The sequence below is a fragment of the Roseobacter sp. HKCCA0434 genome (assembly GCF_032464675.1).
Lineage (GTDB): Bacteria > Pseudomonadota > Alphaproteobacteria > Rhodobacterales > Rhodobacteraceae > Pontivivens.
The window spans coordinates 1-16,385 of record NZ_JAWDKL010000032.1 but is presented as its reverse complement, the minus strand read 5'-3'; the positions used below and the strand labels follow the sequence as shown (position 1 = coordinate 16,385).

Annotated in this window: 13 protein-coding genes; 6 read left to right on the top strand and 7 right to left on the bottom strand. The window is 69.1% G+C overall.

The features are described from left to right. Nucleotides 1-37: 37 nt before the first annotated feature. Both RX333_RS15520 and RX333_RS15515 read right to left on the bottom strand, forming a co-directional pair. Complete coding sequence (locus RX333_RS15520) at nt 38-1,249, bottom strand: ABC transporter substrate-binding protein (protein ID WP_316015868.1); 1,212 nt, start codon at nt 1,247-1,249, stop codon at nt 38-40. 78 nt (nt 1,250-1,327) lie between these two features. Beyond that, complete coding sequence (locus tag RX333_RS15515) at nt 1,328-2,383, bottom strand: ABC transporter ATP-binding protein (RefSeq protein ID WP_316015867.1); 1,056 nt, start codon at nt 2,381-2,383, stop codon at nt 1,328-1,330. A 101-nt stretch (nt 2,384-2,484) separates the two neighbouring features. Between RX333_RS15515 and RX333_RS15510 the strand changes: the two genes are divergently transcribed. After that, nucleotides 2,485-3,468, top strand: a complete 984-nt coding sequence (locus RX333_RS15510; protein ID WP_316015866.1) for an ester cyclase — start codon at nt 2,485-2,487, stop codon at nt 3,466-3,468. Between the two features lies 1 nt (nt 3,469). Here RX333_RS15510 and RX333_RS15505 read toward each other — a convergent pair whose 3' ends face one another. Together RX333_RS15505 and queA are read right to left on the bottom strand one after the other, a co-directional pair. Further along, nucleotides 3,470-4,771, bottom strand: coding sequence for an MFS transporter (locus RX333_RS15505; RefSeq protein ID WP_316015865.1), 1,302 nt, complete (start codon nt 4,769-4,771; stop codon nt 3,470-3,472). Between the two features lie 94 nt (nt 4,772-4,865). Beyond that, a complete protein-coding gene (gene queA, locus RX333_RS15500) occupies nt 4,866-5,918 on the bottom strand; it encodes a tRNA preQ1(34) S-adenosylmethionine ribosyltransferase-isomerase QueA (protein WP_316015887.1) in 1,053 nt (350 codons plus the stop codon). Between the two features lie 224 nt (nt 5,919-6,142). On the opposite strand from queA, the gene RX333_RS15495 reads away from it, so the two are divergent. The 5 genes from RX333_RS15495 to RX333_RS15475 all read left to right on the top strand — a co-directional run bounded on the left by RX333_RS15495 (nt 6,143) and on the right by RX333_RS15475 (nt 11,199). Further along, the gene (locus tag RX333_RS15495) at nt 6,143-6,613 is read left to right on the top strand and encodes a peroxiredoxin (RefSeq protein ID WP_316015864.1); all 471 of its coding nucleotides are present in this window, start codon (nt 6,143-6,145) and stop codon (nt 6,611-6,613) included. A gap of 36 nt (nt 6,614-6,649) precedes the next feature. Next, nucleotides 6,650-7,477 (top strand): ferritin-like domain-containing protein, encoded by an 828-nt coding sequence (locus RX333_RS15490; RefSeq protein WP_316015863.1) that lies wholly within the window; start codon nt 6,650-6,652, stop codon nt 7,475-7,477. A gap of 259 nt (nt 7,478-7,736) precedes the next feature. Next, nucleotides 7,737-9,098, top strand: a complete 1,362-nt coding sequence (locus RX333_RS15485) for a DUF5930 domain-containing protein (protein WP_316015862.1) — start codon at nt 7,737-7,739, stop codon at nt 9,096-9,098. Then, complete coding sequence (locus RX333_RS15480) at nt 9,088-9,579, top strand: polymer-forming cytoskeletal protein (RefSeq protein ID WP_316015861.1); 492 nt, start codon at nt 9,088-9,090, stop codon at nt 9,577-9,579. The genes RX333_RS15485 and RX333_RS15480 overlap by 11 nt, the downstream gene beginning before the upstream one ends. Nucleotides 9,580-9,690: 111 nt before the next feature. Next, nucleotides 9,691-11,199, top strand: a complete 1,509-nt coding sequence (locus RX333_RS15475) for an MFS transporter (RefSeq protein ID WP_316015860.1) — start codon at nt 9,691-9,693, stop codon at nt 11,197-11,199. Nucleotides 11,200-11,710: 511 nt separating this feature from the next. Here RX333_RS15475 and prfB read toward each other — a convergent pair. The 3 genes from prfB to RX333_RS15460 all read right to left on the bottom strand — a co-directional run. Then, nucleotides 11,711-12,832 carry a peptide chain release factor 2 gene (gene prfB, locus RX333_RS15470; RefSeq protein ID WP_316015859.1) on the bottom strand — a complete coding sequence of 374 codons (1,122 nt, stop codon included), beginning with the start codon at nt 12,830-12,832 and terminating at the stop codon, nt 11,711-11,713. Between the two features lie 123 nt (nt 12,833-12,955). After that, complete coding sequence (locus RX333_RS15465) at nt 12,956-15,550, bottom strand: PBP1A family penicillin-binding protein (protein ID WP_316015858.1); 2,595 nt, start codon at nt 15,548-15,550, stop codon at nt 12,956-12,958. 89 nt (nt 15,551-15,639) lie between these two features. Next, nucleotides 15,640-16,385: N-acetylmuramoyl-L-alanine amidase (locus RX333_RS15460; protein WP_316015857.1), on the bottom strand; the 746-nt coding region annotated here is incomplete at its 5' end.

Here is a 16,385-nt window from a genome sequence, read left to right as displayed (position 1 = left end):
GGGATGCGGGGCGACTGGCGCCGCCCCGCACGGTGGATCAGAGCAGGCCCGCCTCTTCGGCGGCGGTGGTGTAGTCGGCCTCGATGGCCTCCAGCGTCGCCTCGGCCTCTTTCGCGCCGGTCAGGAAGTCGGCGACGTTGTTGCCGATGGCGGTGTGCATCAGTCCCATCTGCGTGGTCGAGGGATAGGCGGGCGGGTTGGCCATCGCGGTGGCGATCGCGCCCTGGGCGAGCGGCGTCGGCTCGTAGCCGTCGATCAGCCAGATCGCGTCGTCGTTGTGGGCGGTAACCATCTCGGTATCGATCCCCTCCATCGCGACGCGGAAGGCGGCCTCGGCCTCCTCGTCGGTGATGTTGGCCGCGATCACGATGCCGTCCCACCACAGCGTCGTGGCCGGGATGCCGCCCTCGACCGCCGCGGGGGCGGAGGCCCCGGCGACGAGGCCCACGACCTCGCTCTCGGCCTCGTCGTTCATCGCGCCCGCGCGGCTGGCCCAGAGATTCGCCATGGCGATCTTGCCCTGCTGGAACTGCTGCTGGACGTAGGTGGAGTCCGAGGTGAGGTATTCGGGGTCCATGTACTCGGTCAGCGCCTTCATCATCTCCAGCGCCTGCACCCCGGCCTCGGAATTCACCGCGGGGGTGTTGTCGTCGTTCACGAACTCCCCGCCGAAGCCGACGAACATGTTGTTGAAGTCCTGCGCGAGGTTCCAGCCCGCGGCCATCGTGGCGCCGAGCGGATAGTCGACGACGCCCGCCTCCTGGATCGCGGCGGCGACCTCCAGAACTTCGTCATAGGTGGTCGGCACTTCGAGACCGAGATCCTCGAAGATGTCCTCGCGGTACATCAGGTGCTGGGTGTTGACCATCATCGCCACGGCCATGATGTCGCCGTTCACCTGGATCAGCTGATTGGGCGCGAGGTGCTGGCCGTATTCGGCCACCAGATCGTTGAGCGGGCGGATGGTGCCCGCGTTCAGAAGCGGCGTCAGCGTGCCGTTCGACACCCCGCCGATGGCGTAGAGCGAGGGATCGGCGGCGAAGGCCTCGGGCTGCTTCTCGCGGAACTCCTGGTCGAGCTCGGCCTCGAAATTGCCGCACTCGGCCATCGCGTCGGTCGCGCTCTTCCATGCCTCGAAGCCCGCGGTCAGCGAGGACAAGGGCACGTCGTTCTCGAAGGCGCACTCCGCGTAGGCGCCGGTGGCCAGCATCGAGACGGTGGCGGCGAGGGCCAGTTTCTTGAGCATCATGTGGGTACTCCCGGTTGGTGGATGGCCCCGTCGGGCCGGTTGGGGGATCGGGCCCCTTCGATGGGACCTCTCATGTGGTCAGGACGGGCGGCGTTCGCCCGTCTCGTGGTCGAAAAGGTGGCAGATCGCGGGCGGGATGGCGATGGACACGGTGTCGCCGATCTCGGCCCGGAACTCCTTGTGCGCCTTGACGGCGACCAGCGCCCCGCCCGCGCGGACGGAGATCATCGTGGCGTCGCCCAGCAATTCGAGCGTGTAGATCGGCGCGGTGATCGCCGCCGCCTCCCTCGGCTCGGCCAGGCGCGCATCCTCGGCGCGAAAGCCCAGCGTGACGGCGCCGTCGGGCGCGTCGAGGCCCGCGATCTCCACCCCCTTGCCGCGGAAGGTGCCGCCCGCGATCTCGCCCTCCATCAGGTTCATGGCGGGGCTGCCGATGAAGCCCGCGACGAAGGTGTTGGCGGGGTTGTCGTAGATCTCGGTCGGGGTGCCGACCTGCTGGATGCGGCCGCGGTTCATCACCACGACGCGGTCGGCCAGCGTCATCGCCTCGATCTGGTCGTGGGTGACGTAGATGGTCGTGACCTTCAGCTCGTGCTGGAGGTTCTTGATCTGCGCGCGGGTGGAGACGCGCAGCTTCGCGTCGAGATTGGAGAGCGGCTCGTCCATCAGGAACACCGTCGGCTCGCGCACGATGGCGCGGGCGAGGGCCACGCGCTGCCGCTGGCCGCCCGACAGCTCCGCCGGTTTGCGGTGCAGGAAGTCGTCGAGCTCGACCATGCCGCTGGCGCGCATCACCCGCTTCTCGTGCTCGGCCTCGGGCACCTTGCGCACCTTCAGCGGGAAGCGGATGTTTTCGTAGACGTTCATGTTGGGGTAGAGCCCGTAGGACTGGAACACCATCGCGACGTCCCGGTCCTTGGGGTCAAGATCGTTGACCACACGCTCGCCGATATGGATGCGGCCCTCGGTGGCGTCCTCCAGCCCCGCGATCATCCGCATCGTCGTGGTCTTGCCGCAGCCCGAGGGGCCGAGCAGCACCAGGAACTCGCGATCGTGGATCGTCAGGTCGAAATCGTGGACGCCCACGAAATCGCCCCAGCGCTTGTGCACATGCTCCAGCTTGATCTCGGCCATCGGCACCCCTCGCCCGGTGTTTCGACAACCCTAGACAGGGGGCGGTGCGCCTGCCAAGGTTTTTTTGCAATCGTATGCAAAATCATCGAGCGAGTCACCCGATGCCCCATCCTCACGATACCCGAGAACGCACCGCCGCCGCCGTCGCGGCATTGGTCGCCGGTGGCCCCGATGCCGGTGACGCGCTGGCCGCCGATGCCGTGTTTCACGTCGGCGCACCGGTCGGGCGGCTCGACGGGCGCGACGCGGTGCTGGAGGGCTGGTTCGCCCCCTTGCGTGCCGCGCTGACCGCGCCGCGACTGCGCGACGACATCGTGATCGGGGGCGAGAACCGGCGCGATTATGGCGGAGAATGGGTCGCCTGCGTCTCGCATCTCGCGGGCCTGCTGACCGGCACGCTATGGGGGATCGAGGGCGACGGGCGCTATGTCTCGCTGCGCATCGGCGCGTTCTACCGGATCGAGGGCGCGCGGATCGTCGAGGCGCGGATCATCCCTGATCTGGTGGACCTGATGGCCCAGCTCGGCCGCCACCCGCTGCCGCTGCATCCGGGGCGGGAGATTCGCTGGCCCGCGCCGATGACCCATGACGGGGTCTGCCCGACGGGCGGGAACGGTGCGGCCACGCTCGACCTGGTGGAGGCGATGCTGGGCGACCTGACGGCCTACGACCCCGAGACGTTCCAGAGCGCGGGACAGACCGGGCCGGGCGGCTACTGGGCCGAGGACATGTGCTGGTACGGCCCCGGAGGCATCGGCTCGACCACCACCTATCCCGGCTTCGACGCGCATCACCGGGTGGCGTTCCTGACCGCTTTTCCCGACCGGGTGGGCGGCAACCATTACTGCCGGATCGGCGACGGGGCCTATGCCGCCGTGTCGGGCTGGCCGTCGATGACGATGACCCACCGGGCGCCCTATCTGGGCCAGCCGGGTGACGGGCGGGCGCTGACGCTCAGGGTCATGGACTTCTACCGCTGCGCCGACAGCCAGATCGCGGAGAACTGGGTGCTGCTCGACTATATTGACCTGTTCGCCCAGATGGGCCGCGACCTGATCGCGGAGCGGGGTGCGGCCCGTCGCTGACTCAATCCCCCGTCAGGTCGTCGGGGGCGTGGTCGGGGCGTTCCTCGCCCTCGCCCGCATCCGATTCCGCCGCCTGTTCGATGGCGTATTCCTGCGCGGCCTCCACCGCCACGGGCGAGGCCTGCGGCATGACGGGCGCGTAGGCCGCCGTCTGATCGACCGCGGGCGCGGCGCGGCGGGTCATCCGCCAGAAGCCGTAGGCGGCGATCAGGCCGAAATTGGCGGCCAGGAAGACGAAGAAGAAATCGGTCCCGACCCCGGTCATCAGCCAGCCGACGATGAACGGCCCCAGGATCGCGCCGCAGCCGTTGATGAACATCAGACCGCCCGAGCCCGCGGCCATGTCCTCGGGCTCCAGGTAGTCCGCGGTATAGGCGATCAGCAGCGCGTAGAGCGGGTTGCCGATGCCCCCCAGCACGAACCCCGCCATCAGCACCACCGCGAAGCTGTCGGCGAGGAAGGTCGCGGGCAGCATGATCGCCGCCGCCCCCGCGCACATGAAGGCGATCAGCCGCCGCCGGTCCATGCGGTCGCTCAGCCAGCCGATCGGGTATTGCAAGAGCAGGCCACCCACGTAGATCGCGCCCACGAAGATCGAGATCTCGCCCACGCTCAGGCCCTTCTCCGCCCCGTAGACGGCGGACATGCCGAACATCGAGGCGAAGATCCCGCCCATGAAGAAGGCGCCCACGCAGCCCAGCGGCGAGGTCTCGTAGAGCTGGCGCAGCGTCATCGGCTTGGTGCCCGAGAAGATCGGCGCGGGCGTGACGCTCAAGAGGATCGGCGCGAAGCTGATGGAAACCAGCACCGACATCAGCACGAACAGCGCATAGGCCCCTGGATCGGCGGTGTTGATCAGCGCCTGCGCGGCCAGCACGCCCGCCGTCTGAACCAGCATGTAGAGCGACAGGGTCTGGCCGCGCGTCTCGTTCGTGGCGCTGTCGTTCAGCCAGCTTTCGCACACCACGTACACGCCCGAGAAGCAGAACCCGACCATCAGCCGCATCAGCGCCCACAGGATCGGGTGCGGCACGGCGGCATACATGATGAACCCCGCCGAGATCAGCGAGGCGAAGGCGGCGAAGACCCGGACATGCCCGACGCGCGAGATGAACCACGGCGTCAGGCGCGAGCCACCGAGGAAGCCCGCGAAATAGGCCGACATCACCCAGGCCATCGTGGCCGCGTCGAAGCCCTCGATCGCGCCGCGCAGGCCCAGCAGCGTGCCCTGCAGCCCGTTGCCCATCATCAGGAGCAGCAGGCCCAGGAACAGCGCCCAGGAATTGTTCAGCACCTTCAGCATCGCTCACCTCGCCGATTCGCCGGTTCCGCCACCGGCTACCAGCCCCGCGTCCGCTTGTCGCGTCCGCTTTGGTCCGGGGCACGTTGCGCGGGCCTCATGGCTGCGGCAGCAGGAGCGAGCTGTCGCCGTAGGAATAGAAGCGGTAGCGCGCGGCGATGGCGTGGGCGTAGACGGCGCGCATCTCCTCCACCCCCATCAGGGCGGAGACCAGCATCATCAGGGTCGAGCGGGGCAGGTGGAAATTCGTCATCAACCCGTCGGCCACGCGGAAGCGGTAGCCGGGGGTGATGAAGATGTCGGTATCGCCGACCCAGGGCGCGATGGTGCCGCCCTGCCCCGCCGTCTCGATCAGGCGCAGCGCGGTGGTGCCGACGGGGATCACGCGGCGGCCCTCGGCCTTGGCCTGCGCGATGGTCTCGGCGGCTTCTTCGCCCACCTCGCCCCATTCGGCGTGCATCCGGTGCTCGGACACGTCGTCCACGGTGACGGGCAGGAAGGTGCCGGCGCCGACATGCAGCGTAACGCGCGTGCTCTCGACCCCGGCCTCGGCCAGCCGGTCGAGCAGGTCCCGGTCGAAATGCAGCGAGGCGGTGGGGGCGGCGACGGCGCCGAGCTTCTCGGCGAAGACGGTCTGGTAATCCTCGCGATCGGCGTCGTCCGCCGGACGCTTGCCCGCGATGTAGGGCGGCAGCGGCATCTCGCCCGCCAGCGCGATGGCCGCGTCGAGATCGGCGCCGGAGCGGTCGAAGCGCAGGGTCACGCGGCCGTCCTCCCCCTTCTCGACCAGCTCGGCGGAGAGATCGCGGAAGTCGAGCACGTCGCCCGCGCGCAGCTTGCGCCCCGGCCGCGCCAGCGCGGACCAGCTGTCATCGCCCAGCCGCTCCAGCAAGGTCGCCTCCACCTTCGCCGTGCCCGGCCCGTCGCGGCTGTCACGCGTGCGGGTGCCGAACAGGCGTGCCGGGATCACCTTCGTGTCGTTGAACACCATCAGGTCGCCGGGGCGCAGGATCTCGGGCAGGTCGCTCACATGCCGATCCGACAGGGCTGTGCCCTCGGCCAGCAAGAGGCGCGACGCCGGGCGCGGCTTCAAGGGCCGCAGCGCGATCAGCTCTTCGGGCAGGTCGAAATCGAAATCGGACAGGCGCATGCTCATGGCGCGGGACATGGCAGGGAAATTGACCTCGATCAAGGCACGGCACTGGTGCGGCATGGCAAACATGTCCGCAAGACCCGGATGCCGGGTCGACCATGCGCCTCGGATCCCGGTGCCAGGTTGCCCCCACGTGGGCACCGGGTCCGCCCCGCCGGGGTGGCGGTCGTCGGCGGATGGAGGCAAGGTGGCGCGAACCGGTCCAACCGAGGAGCCCTGCCATGTCCCTGTCCGTCGGCGATGCCGCCCCCGCCTTCACCCTGCCCGCCTCGGGCGGTGCGACGCTGTCGCTCTCCGATTACGCGGGGCGGACGCTGGTGCTGTTCTTCTACCCGCGCGACGACACCTCGGGCTGCACGAAGGAGGCGGTGGGCTTCACCACCGCCCTGCCGGAATTCGAGGCGGCGGGCGTTGCGGTGCTGGGCTGTTCCAAGGATACGGTCGCGAAGCACGACAAGTTCGTGGCCAAGCACGAGCTGGGCATGCCGCTCCTCTCCGACGCGGAGGGCAGCACGTGCGAGGATTACGGCGTCTGGGTCGAAAAGAAGATGTATGGCAAGACCCATATGGGCATCGAGCGCAGCACCTTCCTGATCGATGGCGAGGGCCGGATCGCACAGATCTGGCGCAAGGTGAAGGTGCCCGGCCATGTCGATGCCGTGCTCGACGCGGTGAAGCTGCTGGGCGCGTGAGTTGACCGCGCCGTCTGCGAGCGGCACACCGATCCCATGAGCGAATTCGACATCCCCGACACTCTCGCCGCCTGTGCCGAGGCCGTGCTGCGCGAGGGAGATCCGTGGCGCAAGACGGCGCTGAGCCGGGCCTGTGCCGCCGAATGGCAGCGCCGCTACGACGGCGACCTGATGCCCGTGGGCACCGCCTCGCCGCCCCTGCGCCCGGCCCGCCCCGAGAAACCGGAGCTGCTCGACCCGCGCGACGTGCCGCGCAGGCGGCCGGGCTCGCCCGCCGGGCGCATCGCGATCCTGCACGCGATCGCGCATATCGAATTGAATGCCGTCGACCTGCACTGGGACATCATCGCCCGCTTCGCCCATGTGCCGATGCCGCCGGGCTTCCACAACGACTGGGTGCGCGCGGCGGACGAGGAGTCGAAGCATTTCAACCTCGTCTCCGACCGATTGGTGGCGTTGGGCAGCCATTACGGCGCGCTCGCCGCTCATGCCGGGATGTGGCGCGCGGCGGAGGACACGCGCGACGATCTGGAGGCGCGGCTCGCCGTCGTGCCGATGGTGCTGGAGGCGCGCGGCCTCGACGTGACGCCGGGCATGATCGCGCTGTTCGAGAAGGCAGGCGATCCCGACACGGTCGCCGCCCTGCGCACGATCTATGCCGAGGAGGTCGGCCACGTCGCCTATGGCTCCAAGTGGTTCCACTTCCTGTGCGGGCGGCACGAGCGCGACCCGCGCGACGCCTTCCACGATCTGGTGCAGCGCTATTTCCACGGCGCGCTCAAGCCGCCCTTCAACGACGAGAAGCGGGCCGAGGCGGGGCTGCCGCTCGACTTCTACTGGCCTCTGGCCGAGGACGGGCGCTGAGGGAGTGATTCCACGCGATTCTGCATGAAATGCGCGGATGCGCGCAAATCTCGGCGGGTTATTGCCGAGGCGAGACGCGATTTGCAGGGTTTGACGGGCAATAACGCGGCGGAATACGAAAAGGTTCCGCATTTTGTTGATCCTCGTGAAACGGCCCGGTAACGATTCCCTCCGAAGGGCACCCGCCGGGGGGGCGGAGCCCGGTCCGAGACGGCGCATGAGACCGCCCGGACCGCACCGAACGGGACGAGGGACACCAATGAACAAGCTGCTTGGCCGCGTGATCCGCGAACGCCGCATCTACTTCACGACCGACGACCAGACTTCATATGCGCGCCTGACGCCGCTGCGTCAGATCGGCCTGGGCCTGATGGCCACCTCGATCCTGGGATGGTCCGCCGTCTCGGGCGTCCTGCTCGCCGCCGATGCTCTGGCCCCCGCGGCCACGAACACCGCCGTCGTCGTGCAGGGCGTCCAGCAGAACCGCATCGACGAGCTGATGGAGGAGCGCGCGCGCTTCGCCGCCGAGGCCGAGGAGGCGCGCGTGCGCTTGGTCCGCGCGGCGGAGGTCATGGGCGCCCAGCAGCAGGAACTCGTCACGCTCCACGCCCGTCTGGGCGAGACCGAGAGCGCGGTCGAGGAACAGCGCGTGACGCTGGAGGCCCGGCAGATGGACCTGGTCGAGCGTGAGGAGGCCCTGTCCGACGCGCTGGTGGAGCTCGCCGCCCTCGACGCCGACCTGACCGAGCGCAGCGACAAGGCCGAGGACATGTCCCGCTCGGTCGCGATCCTGCTCGACGGTCTCAGCCGCACCGCGGACGACCGCGACGGCATGGCCGACGAGATGGCGCGCATGGCCTCCGAACATGCTGAACTCGAAGCCCGCGCGATCCTGGCCGAGCAGCGGCAGGAGCGGGTCATCGCCCGCCTGGAAAACGCGGTCGAAGGGGGCATCGCGGCTCTCGACGAGGTGTTCCGCGCCGCCGGGGCCGATGTGGCGAGCCTCTTCCCGCAAGGGCCCGGCTATGACGGTCAGGGTGGTCCGAACCTCGATGTCGAGACCTCCGTGGAACTGCCCGAGGCCGCCAATGGCGCCGCCGAGGCCGCGGACCTGGCCCAGGAGGCCCGCGCCGTCGATCCGACCGCCGACCGGGTGGACCTGCTGCTGAACCGGATCTCGGACCTCAACGCACGGCGCGCGGCGCTGGGCCAGATGCCCTTCGCCGGACCGGTGCGCGCGGCCTATCGCCAGACCAGCCCCTTCGGCACGCGCCGCGATCCGATCAATGGCGGGCGTCGCCAGCATAACGGCCTCGATTTCGCGGCCCCCGTGGGCACGCCGCTGCACGCCACCGGCGCGGGCGAGGTCGTCTATGCCGGGCGTCGCGGCGCCTTCGGCAACCTGGTGAAGATCCGGCATGCATTCGGCTACGAAACCCTCTATGCTCACATGCACCGGATCGACGTCGCGGTCGGGGACCGTGTCGAGGCCGGTGACATGATCGGCCAGATGGGCTCCACCGGGCGGTCGACCGGCTCGCATCTGCACTACGAGGTCCACCTGCACGGGGCCCCTGTCGACCCGATGACTTATTTGAAGGCAGCTGAAAATGTTCTCTAAGAGCAAGATCAACGATCCCATCGAGACGCCCAAGACCGACGAGTCGAAGGCGACCCTGCCCACCGCGCCGAAGCCGAGCGCACCGGCCCCGGCGGCGAAGCCCAAGGCGGCGCCCTCCGTCCTGTCTTCCGATCTGACGATCAAGGGCAATCTGGAGACGACCGGCGACATCCAGGTCGAGGGCACGGTCGAGGGCGACATCCGCGCCCACCTGCTGACCGTGGGTGAAACCGCGACCGTCCGCGGCGAAGTCGTCGCCGACGATCTGGTCGTGAACGGCCGTGTCGTGGGCCGTGTGCGCGGGCTGAAGGTCCGCCTGACCTCCTCCGCCCGGGTCGAGGGCGACATCATCCACAAGACCATCGCCATCGAGAGCGGCGCGCATTTCGAGGGCTCGGTCCAGCGCAACGACGATCCGCTGAGCCAGGGCAACCAAGCCCCGAAGGCCCTGCCGCCCAGCTCCGACAGCGGCACCGCCTGAGCGGACGATCCTCCGAGACAGAAAACCCCGGCCCCCGCGCCGGGGTTTTTCGTTTCCGCAAGACCTTCCTCGCCGCTAGTCTGACGCCATCCCGTCGCGAGAGGGTCTCAGATGACCGGAACCGAAACCTTCTGCCCGCAAGCGCGGCGCCGCTACGTGCTGATGGCGGCGATCGTCGCGTCGGCGATGGGGTTCATCGACGGCTCGGTCGTCTCCATCGCCGTGCCCGCGATGCGCGAGAGCCTCGACGCCTCGCTCGCCGACATCCAGTGGGTGAACAACGCCTACATGCTGACCCTGTCGGCACTGATCCTGGTGGGCGGGGCGGCGGGCGACCGCTACGGCGTGGTGCGCGTGTTCACGATCGGAATCGCGCTGTTCGTCGCCGCGTCGGTCCTGTGCGCGCTGGCGCCGACGACCGGCATCCTGATCCCGGCGCGGGCGCTGCAGGGGATCGGGGCCGCGGTGATGGTGCCCGGATCGCTCGCGCTGATCTCCAAGAGCTATCCGCGCGGCGAGCGGGGGCGTGCCATCGGCATCTGGGCCGCCGCCTCCGCCGTGACCACGGCGCTGGGGCCGGTGCTGGGCGGCGCGCTCCTGAGCGCGGGCAGCGCGGAGCTGTGGCGCGCGATCTTCCTCATCAACCTGCCGCTCGGCGCGCTCGCGCTGTGGATGCTGATCGCAAGGGTGCCGCGCGACAGGCCGAGCACGGAGGACCCGCTCGACTGGACGGGGGCGGCGCTCGTCACGCTGGCGCTGGGGCTGGTCGCCTGGGCGATGACCGGGCCGGAGGGGGAGGACGGCGTGCCCGAGGCGGGGCATATCGCGCTCTACGGCATCGCGGGCCTGACGGCACTGGCGGGGTTCATCGCGTGGGAGCGGCGGGCGCGCCATCCGATGATGCCGCTGCGGCTCTTCGCCATGCCCGGTTTCGCGGCGGCGAACGCGATGACCTTCACGCTCTATTTCGCGCTGAGCGCGGTGCTGTTCTACCTGCCGATGACGCTGATCGCGGGATGGGGCATTTCCGAATTGCAGGTGACGGTGCTGTTCCTGCCGCTGACCCTGTTCATCGCGCCGCTGTCGGGCCCCGTGGGCGGGCTGGCCGAGCGGATCGGCCCCGCGCCGCTGATCGGCACCGGATCGGCGCTGGTGGCCCTGGCCTATGCAAGCCTCGCCTGGGGGATCGGCTGGGGTGCGTTCTGGGGGCATGTGCTGCCCTCGATGGCCCTGATGGGCTTCGGCATGGCGCTGGTGGTGGCACCTTTGTCGGCGGCGGTGATGGGCGCTGTCGAGGATGCGGACAGCGGCGCGGCCTCGGGCGTCAACAACGCGATCAGCCGGATGGCCGGGCTGGTGGCCGTGGCGGCGATGGGCGGGGTGGCGGCGATGGCCTTCGCGGGCGCGGGCGGCGATCCGGGCTTGGGTTTCGGCGATCCCGATGCGGGCCGCGACGCGACCTCCGCGGGGTTGGCGGCGGTGGCGTGGGGAACGGCGGGTCTTGCCGCTTTGTCGAGCGTGATCGGCTTCACCCTGCTGCCCTGGGGTCGGCAGGAGAGCGGCGGAGAGACGCCGCGCGCGGTAGAGCATCCCCACGATTGCGGGCCGGAGGCGGGGTAGCAGAACGGCGCGGCCCCGGCTCGAGGCCGGGGCATGAGCCGCGCATCGACGGGCCGCGGTGCGGCGATCAACGGTCTATGCATGGCACTTTATGCAAGCAAAGTCCGCCAGACCTCACCGCCGCGCCCGACGTCAACCAAATCGCCGTGCCGGGGGGCGGCCCGGCGATGCGCGGCGCCTTCGGCTTGATTCCGCGCGGGTGAGTTTGGTGAATGGTTCAGACTAGGGGGCGAGATGGATCAAAAGTTGCGGCTTGAGCCGTGCGTCGACGGGCCGCGGTGCGGCGATCTTCGGCTCGAGCATGGCGCTTTATGGCAGCCAAATCCGTGTGATTTTCCGGCGTCACGCCGTCATCGGCCAAATCGCCGTGCCGGGGGGCGGCCCGGCGATGCGCGGCGCCTTCGGCTTGATTCCGCGCGAAGAAGCCCGATCCGCGGCCTCGGTCGAAAAGATGCGCAGTGGTCTGCGGACTGGATTTCGCGCGGGCAGCCGCTCGGGCGAAAGACGCCCTTTACTCCTCTGCGTTCGCCTCCGCACGGCTCTTGCCGGTGGCACCCTGCGCCAGGGTCGCGGCCATGAAGGCGTCGAGATCGCCGTCGAGCACGCCAGAGGTATCCGCCGTCTCGTGGCCCGTGCGCAGGTCCTTCACCATCTGGTAGGGCTGCAGCACGTAGGAGCGGATCTGGTTGCCCCAGCCCGCGTCGCCCTTCGCCTCGTGCAGCGCGTTCACCTCGGCGTTCCGGCGGTCGAGCTCCATCTGGTAGAGCCGCGATTTCAGCGCCTTCATCGCGATGTCGCGGTTCTGGTGCTGAGACTTCTCGGAACTCGTCACCACGATCCCCGTCGGGTGGTGGGTGATCCGCACCGCCGAATCGGTGGTGTTGACGTGCTGCCCGCCCGCACCGGACGAGCGGTAGGTGTCGATGCGGATATCGGCCGGGTTCACCTCGATCTCGATCGTGTCGTCGATCACCGGATAAGCGCCCACGGCGGCGAAGGAGGTCTCCCGGGTGCCTTTGCCGAAGGGAGAGATCCGCACTAGCCGGTGCGTGCCGCTCTCCGATTTCAGCCAGCCATAGGCGTTGGTGCCCTTGATGCGGTAGGTGGCGGACTTGATACCGGCCTCCGTGCCGGGGCTTTCCTCCTGCAACTCGACCTGGAAGCCGCGCTTCTCCGCCCAGCGGACATACATGCGGGCGAGCATCTGCGCCCAGTCGCAGGCCTCGGTGCCGCCCGCGCCCGACTTGATTTCGAGGAAGCTGTCATTTCCGTCCGCCTCGCCGTCGAGCAGGGCCTCCAGCTCCTTCTCGGCGGCGGTGGTCTTGAGGCGGGTCAGCGCGGCCTCGGCCTCGGCCACAACCTCGGCGTCGTCCTCCGCCTCGCCCATCTCGATCAACTCGACATTGTCCGCCAGTTCCTGCTGCAGGCCGCGATGGGTCTCGATCGCATCACTGAGGACCTGCCGCTCGCGCATCAGCTTCTGCGCGCGGGCGGGATCGTTCCACAGGTCCGGATCCTCGGACATGGCGTTGAGTTCCTCGAGCCGGAAGGCGGCCGTCTCTCCCAGCCGCTGGTCCAGCAGGTCGAGGCTCTTCTCGATCTCGGTGACGATATTGGCGATTTCGGCGCGCATGGGCTTGGTCCTCGGGGGCCGCGCTCGAAGCGCGCGGTGTCATGTCGTTCGCAAGGGGATGTAACGAGTGCGGCGGGAGAGGTCAAAGCCCCGCCCGCCGCCATCCGTCTCGAAAAGGGTGGATCAGTAGAGCCCGCCGGACCCCAGATCGCCCAGGTCGGGGGGCGGGGGCGGCACCGCCCGCGTGGCCCCGCCGCCACCGCCGCCGCCACCGCTACTGCTGCTGGTGCTGCGCGAGGGCGCCACGGTCTGCGGCAGATCGGAGATGTCGACGGCATTGGAGCCGATGGTGGCCGCGCGCGAGCCGATCGAGGGCGCCGCCCCGGCGGTGAACACCTCGTAGACCGCGTTCTCGCTGTTGGCCTGGCTCGCGTCGAGCACCTCGCCGGTGTTGCGGTCCACGACGACCGTCTCCACGTCCTCGGGCGGGCGGAAATTGCCCGGACTTTGCGGACGCAGGCGCAGGTATTCCTCCAGGAACGCGCCCACGACCGGCGCGCACATGCCGCCGCCGGTGCCCCCGCGGCCCATGTTGCGCGGGTTGTCGAAGCCGATATAGCAGCCCGCCACGATATTGGGGGTGAAGCCGATGAACCACGCGTCGCGGCTGTCATTGGTCGTGCCCGTCTTGCCCGCCAGCGGCACCGGCAGGTAGTTGAGCGAGCGGGCCGTCCCGCGATCCACCACGCCCTCGAGCATCGAGATCAGGCGGAAGGCGGTGATCCGGCTCATCGTGCGCTCGGCCGTCGAGTAGATGAACGGCTCCACGTCGCCCTCGTCGTAGCGCGAGTCGTCGCAGCCCATGCAGCCGCGCTGGTCGTGGCGGTAGATGGTGTTGCCGCGGCGATCCTGGATCCGGTCGACCAGGGTCGGCTCCACCCGCTGGCCGCCATTGGCGAACATCGAATAGGCCGCGATCATGCGGAACAGCGTCGTCTCCTGCGCGCCGAGGCTGATGGGCAGGTAGCGCTGCATCCGGTCGTAGATGCCGAAATCCTCGGCATATTCGGCGACCGTATCCATGCCGATCGTGTCGGCGATGCGCACCGTCATCAGGTTCAGCGAGCGTTCCAGCCCCACCCGCATCAGCGTCGGGCCGTTATAGCTGTCGGGACCCGAATAGTTCTTGGGCACCCAGGGCTCCTGCCCCGGAATGTTCAGAACGAAGGGCGCGTCGAGGATGATCGAGTTCGGCGTGTAGCCCTGGTCGAGTGCCGCGGCATAGACGAAGGGCTTGAAGGCCGAGCCGGGCTGGCGCGTCGCCTGCGTCGCGCGGTTGAAGCTCGACGCATCGTAGGAGAAGCCGCCCTGCATGGCGAGCGTGCGGCCCGTCGCATGGTCCATGACCATCAGCGCGCCCTGGATCTCGGGCACCTGGCGCAGGTTCCAGTTGGTGAAGGTCCCCGCGTCGTCGCGGCCGGCGGTCACGAGGATCACGTCGCCCAGCTCGAACAGATCGGTCGGGCTGGTCGGCGCGGGGCCGCGATCGGTGCCCGTCAGGCGCGGGCGCGCCCACTGGAAGTCGCTGACATAGAGCGTGTTGCCCTGCTCGTCGTCGGGGACGTCGTCGGGCTTGTCCTCGATGCCGATGCGCGCGCCGTCCTCGCCCATCTCCAGCACCACGGCCATGTGCCAGCCGGGCACGTCGCGCACGCCGCGCGCGCTGCGCAGGGCGGGGCGCCATTCGTCCTCGTCCGTCAGGTCCACTTCCTCGGGGTCGAGATTGCCCAGCGGGCCGCGATAGCCGCCGCGCTCCATGTCGTAGGACACGAGCTTCGCGCGCAGGGCGGAGGCCGCGGCCTGCTGCAGCTCGGGCTCGATCGTCGCGCGGATGGTCAGACCGCCTTCGAGCACGCGGTCTGCGCCCAGCTGCTGGCTGACCCGGCGGCGGATCTCCTCGGTGAAATAGTCGCGGCCCGGCAGCTGCTGGCTGACCGGGGCATAATCGCCGCCCTGCACGGACAGCAGCGGCGCCTCCTGCGATTCCGCGACCTGTTCGGGCGTCAGGAAGCCGTTCTCGCCCATCAGGCGCAGCGTGTTGTTGCGCCAGAACAGCGCCGTCTCGCGATCGTCGACGGGGTGGCGGTTCGAGGGGGCCTTGGGCAGCGAGGCGAGGTAAGCCGCCTCCTGCGGGGTCAGCTCCTCCAGCGTCTTGCCGAAATAGTTGTTGGCCGCCGTCACGATGCCGTAGCTGTTCTGCCCCAGATAGATCTCGTTGAGGTAGAGCTCGAGGATCTGGTCCTTGGTCAGCACCCGCTCCAGCCGGGTGGCGAGGATGACCTCGCGAATCTTGCGCTCGATCTCACGCTCGCCCGACAGCAGGAAGTTCTTGACCACCTGCTGCGTGATGGTCGAGGCCCCGCGCAGCCGTCCGCCGCGCGCCGCGTCGATGAAGGCGGAGGCCATGCCGGTGATGTCGAAGCCGGGATGCTCGTAGAACGCCTCGTCCTCGGCGGAGATGAAGGCCTGCTTGACGAGGTCGGGCACCTCGTCGATCGGGACGAAGACCCGGCGCTCGCGCAGGTACTCGTCGATCAGCATGCCTTCCTGGCTGTAGACCCGCGTCAGGGTCGTCGGCTCGTATTGCGACAGCTCCTCGGGATTGGGCAGCCCGTCCGAATAGGACCACACCACCGCGCCCACGACCAGCAGGACGAACACGCCCCCGATCACCAAAGCACTGAAGATCCAGCCGAAAAACCGCAGGATATAAATCATCTGTACGCCTCGTACCCGTCTGCCCCAACCGCGGGCTTGTCCTCGCCCTGATGGTTTGGCCTGTCACATAGCACTCGAATCGCCGAAAGTCAGGGTGATATGGCACGTGCCGCGATCATACCTTCGCGATCCGCCCAGGCGTCGAGTGCGGCGAGGATACCGTCCGCCGCGTGCCGACGCCAGCGGGGCGAGACCAGGTTCGCGCGATCGCCCGCATCCGACAGGAACCCCAGCTCGATCAGCAGCGAGGGGATGTCGGGCGCCTTGAGCACGCGGAACCCCGCCTGCCGGTGCGGATTGGTGCGGATCACTCCCACCGCGTCGCGTAGCGCCGCCACCGTCACCTCCGCCAGGTCGGCCGAGCGGGCGTTGGTGTCGCGCTGCGCCATGTCGGTCAGCAGCAGCGCGAGGTCGTCCTCCCCCGCGCCCAGATCGACCCCGCCCACCAAGTCGGCGCGATTCTCAAGCGCGGCCAGCGCGGCGGCCTCGCGGGAGCTCGCCTCCTCCGACAGGGTGTAGATCGCGGCACCCGAGGCATTGCCCCGCGTCACCGTGTTGGCATGCAGCGACAGGAACACGTCCGCCTCCGCCGCGCGCGCGATGCGCACCCGCTCACGCAAGGACAGGAAGATGTCCGCCTCGCGGGTCAGCACCACTTCGTAGCGGCCCGACGCCTCCAGCACCGCGCGCAGTTCCAGCGCGAAGGCGAGCGCGATGTCCTTCTCCGCGATATCGGCGCGGATCGCACCGGGATCGACGCCGCCATGACCGGGGTCGAGCACGATGCGCGGCCGCGCGGCCTGCGGCTCCGGCGCGCTCTGGCGCCGCGCGAGGC